The sequence below is a fragment of the Gluconobacter sp. ESL1110 genome (assembly GCF_058107395.1).
The window spans coordinates 1-11,774 of the sequence record NZ_JBYLUK010000011.1; the positions used below are offsets into that span (position 1 = coordinate 1).

The window sequence follows — 11,774 nt, forward strand, 5'->3', positions numbered from 1 at the left end:
CGCATTCTGCGGCTTCGGATCATGGGCGGAGGAATCCGCAGGAGGACGTGGCAGCAGAACAACCATCCTGCCCCCTTCATGCAAATTACCGGCCACATACTGGGCAAAAGCGCCCCATCCGGTGAACAGATCGGCCCGCCCTGCGCCTTTGATGTCCGTCCCGATATCCTGTGCAAAGACCAGATGCTGCCATGGCGCAGGCTGACCTTTGGCATCCGGCAGTTTTGTCTCGATCCAGAGCGGGGTCGCGAACGGAATAACAGACCGATCAACAGCGACAGACCGACCAGCCGTCAGCGGCACGCCAAATGCACCGGTTGCGCCCTGTGCCAGACTTCCATCATCACGACGGAAAAAAACGTAATTCGGATTACGCTCCATCATTGCCATCATGCGATCCGGATGCGCTTCCAGCCAGCCGCGGATGCTGTCCATGCTGACGGCCGAGGACGCCAATTCGTTATCCTGAACCAGCACCCGGCCCAGCGGCACATAAGGCTGACCGTTCTTCCCGTCGTAACTCATGCGGATCTGGGAACCATCAGGAAGAATTAATCGACCCGATCCCTGAATTTGCAGGAAGAACAGGTCCACCGGACTTTTCAGCCAGGCAATTTCCAACCCCTGCCCGTCCAGCGCGCCCTGATCAATCTGGGCACGATCGTAGTAAGGCTTGAACTGACCGTTTTCCCAGCGCCCCGTCACCATCTGACCATTGGTAGCCTTGGTCCGAACAAGATCTTTGGGCCGCCCGTAAACCGGGGTTTGATAAGGGCCACCGCGTGTCAGAGAGGCTTCAATCTGTGGTTCGAAATAGCCTGTGTAGAAGGCGTTTCCATCAACAGCATAAGGCTGGAACCATGTCTGAACATAGCTCCGGGCATCCGTCGTGGTCTCAAGAGCCGCACAGGCTGCAGACCAGTTCCCCGCTTCCCGGCCATAGGGCAGTTCGTCCGCGCCCCCCAAAGGGGTTTCTGGCGAAAGCTGCATGACCCGATGACAGTTCTGCCGCAGAACGGGCAGGAGAGAGGAAAAATCCTCCCTGTTCCAGCCTGCAAGGGCATCAAAGCTGGTCGCTGTCAGGGAAAGGGGAGCGAACGTCTCATTCTGTGTGGCGCAGCCCGCCACGAAGGCAAGCGCAGCCAGTGTCAGCAGTTTTTTCATGATGCGCGTATATAATCAGGCCGGGCAGGATGCCGCCAGACGCCATTGTGTTCCAGAGGCTCCAAACTCGCGTTCGAACAACCACAGATCATGGAACTCGGTCACGGCATCCGTGCCCTGTACTGGCTCGCCCTGACGATCCGTCAACATGTTCACCTGACGCGACACAATCCGTACTTCGATTCGACCGGTCTGCGTATTGGCGTTCCCGGCAACAAGCATCGCATCCAGAATAGCCATGCTATCGATGCCACGAAGATCACTACGCTGCGTCTCACCAGCTTCCGCTCGGGCGTTAATGGCAGCCAGAAATGCCTCTTCTGTCTGCGGTGTCATCAGACCTGACAGTGCCGCCCGGTCTCCCGCAGCGAAAGCAGGAACCACCTGTCGGAAAATAGTCTCGGCGTCTTTCAGGAAGCCCTGCGGCGTGAAACTGCCATCAAGCTGCGTCATCTGCCCCAGAATACCCCCCACACGCGTGGCTGGTGCGGGAATGTCATAATCGACCTGAACTGCAGGCTCGGCTTGCCCCTGTCCGGCAGCGGCTGGAAGAGGCGGCGGCGTCTGGCGCGTCTGAGCCTGTCCTGCCGCGCCCGAGAACACCGGGGGGCGTGCCTGACGAACGCCCTGCATCCCGATACGACGTCCCAGCACGCGATAAAGTCGGAAACCCAACGCAACCGCCAGAACGGCCAGCACCACGATGTCCCATGGGAAGTCGTGGCCAGTATGACCGATCAGGGCGGACGGGAGATGAATGTCGTCAGAAGACATGAAGGTTATGTTTCACGCAGATCGTTAAGGTTTCTATTCTCTTACAGATAGGGCGACCGCGGCCCAATCTCAACCTCATGCATGCAGGAAGCCTGTCTTGGCGTGCATGACACATCATGCTACCGCCACTGTATCGCAATCGTTCCATTGCTATCCGCCTCGCGGATCGGGAGACCGTTTTATGTCCGAGACCATCAACGACAACGCCACGCAAAATCTTGACGGCGCTCCGCCGCAGATGCCGCTTGCTGTTAACCTGCAGTACACGAAGGACCTGTCCTTCGAAGTCCCGGCTGGCGCTTCCATTTTCGCAACGCTCCGCACTGCACCGCAGATTTCCGTCAACATCGACGTTCAGGCAAACCGCCTCGAAGAAGAGCAGCCGGTTTATGAAGTGGCTCTGGCCGTCCGCGCCGAAGCTGCTGAACCCGCAGCAGAAGAAGGTGGCAAGGCTGGCCGTACGGTGTTCATCGCTGAACTGACCTACGCCGCTATCGTGACGCTGGGCAACGCCCCGCAGGAACTGGTTGAGCCAATTCTTCTGGTTGAAGTCCCGCGCCTGATCTTCCCGTATGTGCGCTCCATCATCAGCGACGTCACCCGTGACGGCGGCTTCCCCCCGGTGGTCCTGCAGCCGATCGACTTCGTGGCCCTGTGGCAGGCCAAGCGCGCCCAGCAGTTCCCGGAGCCAGCTGGCGAAGCCTGATCTTCCGATCAGTAAGGCCCGAGCCGTTCCAGCGGATCGGGCCACTCCACTGCACGCCAGTCCTTTTCGGTCAGGCGTGCAGCGATGGCCTCTGACAGACAGAGCGCCCTTACCCCGGACAGGCTTTTCCCGTCCTGTTCATCCAGCGCCTCCATGAAGGCGTCTGCTGTTTTCCCCGAATAAAAGACAACAGCCTCGACTTGATGCCTCAACAGGGCCTCCCGCGCGACATCCGTAAGCCTGACATTTTTGGTCACGCCATAAACGCTCACCCGGGATGCATTCAGTTCTTCTGCAAGATCCAGCCCGTAGCCTTCGCCGCAAGCCAGCAGGAGTGAGGGACCGATCAGATTATGGCTATGGCAATACGCAGCGAGAGAACGCGCATCACCATCGGCCGCCTCGACCCATTGAAATCCCATATCGCGAGCACGAGCAGCGGTACTTGAGCCCACAGCGACAATACGCTGATCGCGCGGCCAGTCCTGCAGCGCGACCAGAGCATTCGCACTGGTAATAGCGACAGCAACACATTCCCGCACCGCTATAGGCGCATAAGCCCGAACATCCAGCATTGGACAGGCGATCGCGTTCCACCCAAGGCGCCGGACGTCCTCCAGCGTGCCCGTCAGACCCGGTTCAGGACGCGTTACAAGAACGGCCTGCCGCTTCATGGTCAGGCGCGGATCATCTCAGCGAAAATGGCAGCAGGCGTATCCCGGCGCAGTTCCTCCGCCAGTTCCGTACCCATGCGGGCGGCCTCCAACGGTGCGCCAGCAATTTCACGGCGAATCAGGAATGTTCCATCTTCACTGGCAATCATACCGGTCAGCTTCAGAACGCCATTTTCGATGCGGGCATAACCGCCAATTGGTGTCCGGCAAGAGCCATCAAGCTCAGCCAGAAGCGCGCGCTCCGCCGTCGAAACAGCCCGGGCTTCCGGATCTTCGATCGCGGACAGCAACTCACGCAGTTCCGTATCGCTCTCACGCACCGTCACACCCACAATGCCCTGCCCGGCGGCAGGCAGCATCTGATCCGGCTCCAGCACGATATCAACGCGGTCTTCCATCCCGAGACGGCGCAAACCAGCAAGTGCCAGAAGCGTAGCATCACAAGCGCCAGCCTGAAGCTTGTCCAGGCGAGTCTGAACATTGCCACGCAGCAATCCGAACCGCAGATCAGGGCGGCGACTCAGCATCTGAGCCTGACGACGCACAGACGCACAGCCAATCAGAGCACCTTCTGGCAAGCACGCATACGGATCAGCTGGATCAACCCTGACCGTCCGATCACGCAGAATAATCGCATCCCGCGCATCTTCCCGCTTCAGCGTGCAGGCCAGAACCAGACCGGGAGGCAGATTTGTTTCAAGATCCTTGAGACTGTGAACCGCAAAATCAATCCGTCCAGCCACAAGTGCTTCGTGAATTTCCTTGGCGAACAGGCCTTTGCCACCAATTTCAGCCAAGCGCTGCGTAAGATTACGGTCGCCCTCAGTGCTGATCTGATGCTCCTGAAACGCTCCCATGTCTCGGAGGACAGGGCAAAATCGCGTCAGGCGGGTCAGAAACGTCCGTGTCTGCCAGAGCGCCAGCGGAGAGGCGCGTGAGCCAACTCTGAGCGGGAGTTTGCGCTGACCGGAGGGGCTGGCGGCATGAGATCGGCGGACGGCTTCCGCCGCGACCTTTTGGAGGGCGTCGGAAGACAGGACGGAAGCATTCATGGACGGCAGCTTTAGCTCATTCACGCGGGGCTGTCATGATGAGAGAGACTCGGTCATAATGCATGGCATGTCCGACCCTGCTGCATTGCGCCCGCTTCTGGCGATCGAAACGTCCTGTGATGATACTGCCTGCGCCATTCTTGCCTATGACGGCACCATTCTGGCCGAAGGCGTCCTTTCCCAGAATGATCATGCCATTCTGGGCGGCGTTGTTCCCGAAATTGCAGCCCGTGCGCATCTGGATGCCCTGCCCGCACTGGTCCAGTCCGTTCTCACCAAAGCATCTCTAACGCTGACTGACATCGATACCTTTGCAGGAACGACAGGTCCCGGCCTGATCGGTGGCCTGATTGTCGGCAGTTCCTATGCAAAAGGGCTGGCTCTTGCCCTCGGGCGGCCCTTCATTGCAGTCAATCACATCGAAGGCCATGTCCTGACGGCGCGACTACCCGCGCTTGACGCTAACCTTCAGTTCCCCTTTCTGACGATGCTGGTCTCTGGCGGCCATTGCCAGTGCATCTCTGTTGAGAAAGCCGGGCACTATACCCGCCTCGGAGGCACCATCGACGACGCCGCCGGTGAAGCTTTCGACAAGGTTGCCAAGATGCTCGGCCTCGGCTGGCCCGGCGGACCCGCTCTTGAAAAACTCGCCGCAGAAGGCCGGGATGATGCCTTCGCCCTGCCCCGTCCGCTCAAAGGACGCGAGGGATGCGACTTCTCGTTCTCTGGTCTGAAAACCGCCGTAAGCCGCCTTATCGAACCACAAGGGTTCGGCGCGCTCCCCCGCCAGTTCGCCGCTGATGTTGCCGCATCCTTTCAGCGCGCCGTTGCCGACGTCATGGCAGATCGTGCGGAACACGCGCTTGCCATGGCTCCCCATTCCACGGCCCTTGTCGTGGCCGGAGGGGTCGCGGCGAACCGCACGCTACGCAGCGCGCTCGAAGCTGTTGCCGAACGTCATGGTATCCCTTTCATCGCGCCGCCCCTACGCCTCTGCACGGATAACGCCGTCATGATCGGCTGGGCCGCCCTGGAACGTCTGCATGCAGGCGAACAGCCACACGAAATCGACGTCGCCGCACGTCCCCGCTGGCCTCTTTCGGAACGCCAGCCCGCCACCGCATTGTCCTGACCCCAAGCCGGAATACAGAACCCTTGAACTACCGCCACGCCTACCACGCGGGAAACTTCGCGGACTGCGTCAAACACGCGATCCTTCTGGTCCTTCTGAAAGCCCTTGCCCGCAAACCGGCCGGGTTCTGCGTTCTGGACACACATGCCGGCTGCGGACAATACGACCTCTCTTCCGAGGAAGCCCAGAAAACCGGCGAGTGGAAAACGGGGATCGGCCTCCTGGAAGATTCGGAAGACCCTGCGCTTCAGGAGTACCTGGCAGCCGTACGGGATCTCGGGCTCTATCCCGGTTCGCCGGCTTTCACGCGCCACGCCCTGCGCCCGCAGGATGAACTCATCGCCTGCGAACTCCATCCGGAAGACGTCCGCCCGTTGCGTCGCTTGTTTCGGGATGACCCACAGGTCTCCATCCATCATCGCAATGGCTACGAGGCCCTACGCGCACTCCTGCCACCGAAGCATTTGAAGCGCGGTCTGGTCCTGATTGATCCGCCCTTTGAAAAGCTGGATGATTTCCAGCAATGCGCGCAGGCCGTTTCACTTATCCGCAATCGCTTCCGCGCTGGGATCGTGGCTGTCTGGTACCCGATCAAACATCGCACACCTGTCCGCGCCTTCTACAATGCCCTGACCGATGCTGGCATCCGGGACATTATCGCCTGTGAATTCCTGCTACGCCCCGCCCTCGACCCCTCCCGCCTGAATGGATGTGGAATGCTGGTCGTGAACGCCCCATATGGGTTTGAGAACGAGGCCCGCACAATTCTGGAGGCTATGAAAACCGGACTGGCTACAGAGGATCGGGAAGACATGCAGGTGCATATCGAACGACTGGCCGAAGAATGAGCATGACGGGCCGCCATATCGCCGTCATCGGAGCAGGCGCCTGGGGAACGGCTCTCGCCTGCGCCGCAGCACGAACGGGAGCCCGTGTGACGCTTTGGATGCGTTCGCCTGTTGCCCCCGATGTTCGGGAACTCCCTCGCCTGCCAGGTATCCGCCTGCCCGATACAGTGCACGTCACGGGAGAATTTCCCACACAGGCCGATCTGGTCCTTCTGGTCGTCCCTGTTCAAACTGCTCGTCAGGTCTCGACCTCACTGGAGCAATCTTTAGCGCCCGGAATCCCCGTCATCACCTGTTGCAAAGGACTGGAACAGGACACATCCCTTCTCCCCCTCGATGTTCTCGCCGAGACCATGCCCGGTCGGCCAACAGCCGTCCTTTCCGGCCCGAATTTCGCCATTGAAGTCGCCCAAGGCCTGCCCGCTGCCGCAACGCTCGCCAGTGCGGATCTGTCGCTTGCCCAGCATCTGGCCAGTCAGCTTAATTCCTCATCATTCCGCCTCTATGCCAGCCAGGATATTGCGGGTGTACAGCTTGCTGGAGCCGCAAAAAACGTTGTGGCAATCGGTGCGGGCATCGTCATCGGCGCGGGGCTTGGTGAGAATGGACGCGCCGCCCTCATTACACGCGCTGTGGCAGAGATCGCCCGTCTGGCGGAAGCGCTCGGCGGTCGGGCATCCACCCTCGCAGGCCTCTCCGGCGTTGGAGACCTGATCCTGACCTGCACTGGCCGTGGGTCAAGAAACTACAGCCTGGGCATCGAACTTGGGGAAGGACGCTCACTAACGGACATCCTTGCCTCCCGCACAACCGTGGCTGAGGGTGTTCTGACAGCTCCGGCACTCGTGGCTTTGGCACGAAGCCTGAATGTTCAGGTGCCCATCATCGAAACCGTGACGCATCTGCTGTCAGAGAAGCTGACGATCGACGAGGCCCGATCCCTGCTGCTGGATCGTCCACCAACAGTTGAGTAGCTCATTATATTGAAACGACAAATATGAAGCTCTCGTAGCAATCTTTTCTGACGATGCTCATTTTTTCCCTACTCGGGATAAGCGTCAACCTACCGAAATTCTTCACGACCCAAGAGAACATCTTCAACAGCTTTCACTTCTGGGAATGGGTCGGGATCGCCATATCTTCCCTATGGGCAATGCTCGTTTTTAAAAGAACGTCGCCAAAGCCCTGACGCCCGTCTCCGAAGCCGCGTCAGACGAACAGTCCAGCGATAACAGCACTCATCGCGTTGGACAGCGTTCCAGCCACAACTGCCCGGACAGCCAGCTTCGCTACATCCGTCCGCCGACGTGGTTCCGCGCTCCCGAACGCGCCGATCAGAATTCCAATCGTGGAAATATTAGCAAACCCACACAGCGCAAAAGACAGGATCGTAATGGTTCTGTGAGACAGAGCATGCGCCTGAATCATCGGCGACAGGTTCACATAAGCCACAAACTCATTGAACGCGATTTTCTGACCCAACAGGCCACCCGCGACATTGCATTCCGCCCAAGGCACCCCGATCAGCCATGCGAAAGGCGCGAAAACCATTCCCAGAATGCGGGACAGAGACAGTCCGACCATAGCGAGAAGCCCATCCGTCAGCGCAATAATGCCCACAAACGCAATGAGAACCGCCCCAACGGCAACGGCAATTCTGGCCCCGTTCATCGCGCCTTCGGCCAAAGCTTCGAACATGCTGTGATGGCCATGATCCGCCCCGGCAATTTCCGTGCTGGCATGCCGCGGACCGGGGAACAGCACCCGGGAAAACAGCAAACCACCCGGAATAGCCATGGCAGACGCTGCAAGCAGGTTCTCCATCGGCACACCCAGAGACGCATACCCGGCCAGTACGGACCCCGCGATAGAGGACGTCCCGCTACACAGAACGGTCGCCAGTTCTCCCATCGACAATCCAGCCAGACAACTCTGAAGCACGATGGGCATTTCGCTTTGCCCGAGAAAAATCGTCAGAACTGCGGAGAAAGATTCAATCCGGGTGGTTCGCAAAATCTTGGCAAGACCCCGACCGATCAGTCGGGACAAAAACTGGAGAACGCCCCAGTGCTGCAACAGCGCCAGAAGGGCCGCGACATAAACGATTTCAGGCAGAACTTTCAGGGCAAAAACAAAGCCACCATTGCCCAGCACATTCGCCATTCTGGGCCCAACGAGCCCACCAAACAGAAAAGCGCTTCCCTGGTCGCCGTAAGACAGCACTTTTGTAATACCATCAGACACCAAATGCAGGAGATGCGCGCCCATCGGAACCCAGAGGATCACGGCAGCAATGGCAACCTGCAAAGCGAGTGCCCGCAGAACGAAAGCCCAGTCGATTGCCCGACGGTTCGTAGAAAACAGCGCGCCAAGACAAAGAAGACCGGCCATGCCGATCAGGACGCGCAGGATCACGAACAGAAGCTCCCTTTCAGAGACAGAACGGTTCCCAACCTGTCTGCATGACAGCGCCGTGTCCAGCCCTCCTCTCGCGTCCGACGCGTTATGCCATTACACTCATTCAAAACGAGAGGGAGAAATCCATGTCCTGCGCCTATGACTTCCACCTGCCGGGCCTGTCAGGTGAAACCATCGACCTCTCCGCCTATCGTGGCCGCCCACTTCTGGTGGTCAATACGGCATCAAAATGTGGTTTCACGCCTCAATATGAAGACCTGCAACATCTCTGGTCTCTCTACGGGCGAGACAAACCTGATGGACTGATGGTTCTTGGCGTCCCGTCAAATGATTTTGGCGAGCAGGAACCAGGATCAGCAGAAGAAATCAAAACATTCTGCTATCGGAATTATGGCGTGACTTTCCCCATGGCCGCAAAGGCTCATGTGAAAGGGCCAGAAGCCATTCCCCTTTTCCAGTGGCTTCGTCAGGAGGGCGGCTTCCTTTCGCGCCCACGCTGGAATTTCTACAAATACCTGATCGGCCGTGACGGTAATCTCACCCGCTGGTTCACGCCGCTGTCAAAACCGACTTCGGGACGGGTAGAAGAGTCCGTCCGCCGGATTCTTCTCGATCACTGATCCCGCATTATTCCGGAATGTCGTCAGCGCAAGAACCTCTTCAATCAGCGCAACATTCCGGAGATCAGCCTTGAAGACAGTATCAAACACATCTCCAAGAAGTGGCACCACACCAACAGCCGCTTCAATTCCGACATTCAGCAGCATCTTGCGAACAATGCGCCTTCCAACGCCCATCCGATGGCCTTCCCACACGATGTAAAGTGAAAGAAGCGTTCCGAACGCGAGCCCACCCGGAACAAGACCCAGAATCGTATCTGCACCCGCCCGCAGGCGCAGACCGGGAATGCGCACCGCAGCATTCAAAATCCAGGCAAGACGCCTCAGCTTCTCCAGCCTCTGCATGAGGTCTTCGGTGCTGGAGGGAGACGTAGTGAACAAAGTTTTGGTCATGATACAAAACAACACAGCAACGGGATCGGAAGTTGCGTCTTTTTCCTTGACGCCATGCACTCAAAAACACCAGCTTCATGACAGCAATATGACAGGAGGCTTGTCATGACGGTGTCTGTTCTGCGCCCTATTCTGCCGCTGCTGGTCGTCGCCGCTCTCGGGGCGCTCACGCCGTCTGTTGCCCATCACGTCTCAAGCTTTCTGGGCCTTCCCGGCATCTTCTGGGCCAGTGTCATGCTAACTCTGGAAATTGTCCTGCTCTGCATCGGGCTGGCCGCTGTTCGTCCGAGCATGACGCGCCCTTCCGAGAAGTTGTACGCCCGGGAAACCGTTCTGCGATAAAAATCGTTCCTCCTGCCCTCGGGAGGATATGTTACCCGCTGACGGGATAGGCTAGAGACGGGAAATGCTTCGCAATTTCCTGACCGTTGGCAGCTGGACCATGCTTTCGCGTGTTCTGGGCCTGATCCGTGACCAGCTTCTCGCAGCGTTCCTGGGTGCAGGCCCGGTTCAGGACGCCTATCTGGTCTCCCTGCGTCTACCCAACATGTTCAGACGCCTTTTCGGTGAAGGCGCGTTCAACGCGGCCTTCGTGCCAATGTTCACAGCGAAATATGAAACAGAAGGCCGAACGGCTGCCCTGCGTTTCGCGGGACAAGCCCTTTCGGCCCTTATCGCATGGCTCGTGATTCTGACGGTTCTCTGCGAACTGTTCATGCCGTTCATCATTTCAATTCTGGCTCCCGGCTTTCAGGGCGAACGTTTCGCACTGGCCCTGACACTGACGCAGATCACCTTCCCTTATATGATTATGATCTGTGCGGCGGCTCTTGTGTCCGGCGTACTGAATGGTCTTGGAAAATTCGGTGCTGCTTCCGCTGCCTATCTGAGTTTCAACATCATCGGCATCGCCGCCATCTTCCTGGGTGCGTATGTCTGGCACAATGTTGCCTTCACAAGCGCCTGGGGCGTGACGATTTCCGGCATTGTGCAGCTTGGCGCGCTCTACTGGGCAGCTCATCGTGCCGGAGTTGCTCCACACCTGATCCGCCCGAGTTTTTCACAGGACATCCGCGCCCTGCTGCGCCGCATGGGGCCGGGCCTTGTCGGGTCTGGCGTGACCCAGATGAACCTGATGGTAGACACCATCATTTCTACCCGTCTCCCGGTAGGTTCCCCCTCCATCCTGTACTTCGCAGACCGAATCAACCAGCTTCCTCTCGGCGTTCTGGGCGCTGCGGCTGGCACAACGCTCTTGCCGCTTCTGACCCGTCATGTCGCCAACAAGGATCGTGTTTCCCTTCACACCAGCCTGAACCGGGCCCTTGATTACGCGCTCCTCCTGACGCTGCCCGCCACCGTCGGGCTGATTGCGCTTGCACCATCCATCATGGCTGGCCTCTTCAGCTACGGACATTTCACGGTCGCAGACGCCATGAAATCCGCTCAGTCGCTCCGTGCCTATGCGCTTGGCCTGCCTGCCTTCGTGCTCATCAAGGTCTTTTCACCGGGCTTCTTTGCAGAAGGCGACACCAGTACGCCAGTCCGCATCGGCTTCTTCACACTTGCCCTGAACCTTGTTCTCAATCTGGCACTTTACAAACCGCTCGCCCATGTCGGCCCTCCGCTGGCCAGCACGATCGCCGCACTCGTCAACGTCGCCATTCTGGCCGTCCTTCTTCGTCGTCGTGACGTTTTCAAACCCGATCCTCGCCTGAAAAGTCGCGTCACACGTATCGTTGGAGCGGCCATCATGATGGGTCTGTGGGTTGCCGCCGCCCAGAAATTCGTCGCTCCCGATCTGCCCAACTGGCACGGTGTCTGGCGTCTGGGCATGCTTGGCGCACTGATCGTTTTTGGTGGCATGGTTTATGCCATTTCCCTCGACGCCCTGAAGGTCGTGCAGCTTCGGGACGTAGCCGCGGCGTTGCAAACGCGCATCGCCCGACGCCGCACTCGCTGAGAGAGTCATCCTGCCGGTTCACACACCGGC

The 11,774-nt window shown here is 58.7% G+C and carries 13 protein-coding genes; 7 read left to right on the plus strand and 6 right to left on the minus strand.

Annotated elements, in window-relative coordinates; genetic code table 11:
* A partial coding sequence (mltA, locus tag AC3B6F_RS13145) for a murein transglycosylase A (protein ID WP_489824702.1) occupies nucleotides 1-1,164 on the minus strand: 1,164 nt, incomplete at its 3' end.
* 15 nt (nucleotides 1,165-1,179) lie between these two features.
* Nucleotides 1,180-1,938, minus strand: coding sequence for a Tim44/TimA family putative adaptor protein (locus AC3B6F_RS13150; protein WP_489824703.1), 759 nt, complete (start codon nucleotides 1,936-1,938; stop codon nucleotides 1,180-1,182).
* A gap of 181 nt (nucleotides 1,939-2,119) precedes the next feature.
* Here AC3B6F_RS13150 and secB point away from each other — a divergent pair, with 181 nt between their 5' ends.
* The gene (gene secB, locus AC3B6F_RS13155) at nucleotides 2,120-2,644 is read left to right on the plus strand and encodes a protein-export chaperone SecB (protein WP_489824704.1); all 525 of its coding nucleotides are present in this window, start codon (nucleotides 2,120-2,122) and stop codon (nucleotides 2,642-2,644) included.
* A gap of 8 nt (nucleotides 2,645-2,652) precedes the next feature.
* Here secB and AC3B6F_RS13160 read toward each other — a convergent pair whose 3' ends face one another.
* Together AC3B6F_RS13160 and hemC are read right to left on the minus strand one after the other, a co-directional pair.
* Nucleotides 2,653-3,318, minus strand: coding sequence for a uroporphyrinogen-III synthase (locus AC3B6F_RS13160; RefSeq protein WP_489824705.1), 666 nt, complete (start codon nucleotides 3,316-3,318; stop codon nucleotides 2,653-2,655).
* Nucleotides 3,319-3,320: 2 nt separating this feature from the next.
* Nucleotides 3,321-4,394 carry a hydroxymethylbilane synthase gene (gene hemC / locus AC3B6F_RS13165; RefSeq protein ID WP_489824706.1) on the minus strand — a complete coding sequence of 358 codons (1,074 nt, stop codon included), beginning with the start codon at nucleotides 4,392-4,394 and terminating at the stop codon, nucleotides 3,321-3,323.
* Nucleotides 4,395-4,428: 34 nt separating this feature from the next.
* Here hemC and tsaD point away from each other — a divergent pair, with 34 nt between their 5' ends.
* From tsaD to AC3B6F_RS13180, 3 genes are read left to right on the plus strand one after another with little or no spacing between them, the layout of a single operon-like run.
* The gene (gene tsaD, locus AC3B6F_RS13170) at nucleotides 4,429-5,502 is read left to right on the plus strand and encodes a tRNA (adenosine(37)-N6)-threonylcarbamoyltransferase complex transferase subunit TsaD (RefSeq protein ID WP_489824707.1); all 1,074 of its coding nucleotides are present in this window, start codon (nucleotides 4,429-4,431) and stop codon (nucleotides 5,500-5,502) included.
* 23 nt (nucleotides 5,503-5,525) lie between these two features.
* Nucleotides 5,526-6,350, plus strand: coding sequence for a 23S rRNA (adenine(2030)-N(6))-methyltransferase RlmJ (locus AC3B6F_RS13175; protein ID WP_489824708.1), 825 nt, complete (start codon nucleotides 5,526-5,528; stop codon nucleotides 6,348-6,350).
* Nucleotides 6,347-7,324 carry an NAD(P)H-dependent glycerol-3-phosphate dehydrogenase gene (locus AC3B6F_RS13180; protein WP_489824709.1) on the plus strand — a complete coding sequence of 326 codons (978 nt, stop codon included), beginning with the start codon at nucleotides 6,347-6,349 and terminating at the stop codon, nucleotides 7,322-7,324. Before AC3B6F_RS13175 ends, AC3B6F_RS13180 begins: the two co-directional genes overlap by 4 nt.
* 235 nt (nucleotides 7,325-7,559) lie before the next feature.
* Here AC3B6F_RS13180 and AC3B6F_RS13185 read toward each other — a convergent pair whose 3' ends face one another.
* Entirely contained in the window at nucleotides 7,560-8,741 is a 1,182-nt protein-coding gene (locus tag AC3B6F_RS13185; RefSeq protein WP_489824974.1) for a NupC/NupG family nucleoside CNT transporter, read from the minus strand.
* 152 nt (nucleotides 8,742-8,893) lie between these two features.
* Between AC3B6F_RS13185 and AC3B6F_RS13190 the strand changes: the two genes are divergently transcribed.
* On the plus strand, nucleotides 8,894-9,388 hold the full coding sequence (locus AC3B6F_RS13190; protein ID WP_010502768.1) for a glutathione peroxidase: 495 nt from the start codon (nucleotides 8,894-8,896) through the stop codon (nucleotides 9,386-9,388).
* On the opposite strand, the gene AC3B6F_RS13195 is transcribed toward AC3B6F_RS13190, so the two are convergent.
* On the minus strand, nucleotides 9,329-9,781 hold the full coding sequence (locus AC3B6F_RS13195; protein WP_489824710.1) for a DUF4112 domain-containing protein: 453 nt from the start codon (nucleotides 9,779-9,781) through the stop codon (nucleotides 9,329-9,331). The two genes, AC3B6F_RS13190 and AC3B6F_RS13195, sit on opposite strands and share 60 nt — an antisense overlap.
* A gap of 105 nt (nucleotides 9,782-9,886) precedes the next feature.
* Here AC3B6F_RS13195 and AC3B6F_RS13200 point away from each other — a divergent pair, with 105 nt between their 5' ends.
* On the plus strand, nucleotides 9,887-10,123 hold the full coding sequence (locus tag AC3B6F_RS13200; protein WP_007282397.1) for a hypothetical protein: 237 nt from the start codon (nucleotides 9,887-9,889) through the stop codon (nucleotides 10,121-10,123).
* Nucleotides 10,124-10,187: 64 nt separating this feature from the next.
* Complete coding sequence (gene murJ, locus AC3B6F_RS13205; protein WP_489824711.1) at nucleotides 10,188-11,744, plus strand: murein biosynthesis integral membrane protein MurJ; 1,557 nt, start codon at nucleotides 10,188-10,190, stop codon at nucleotides 11,742-11,744.
* The last annotated feature ends 30 nt before the right edge of the window (nucleotides 11,745-11,774 follow it).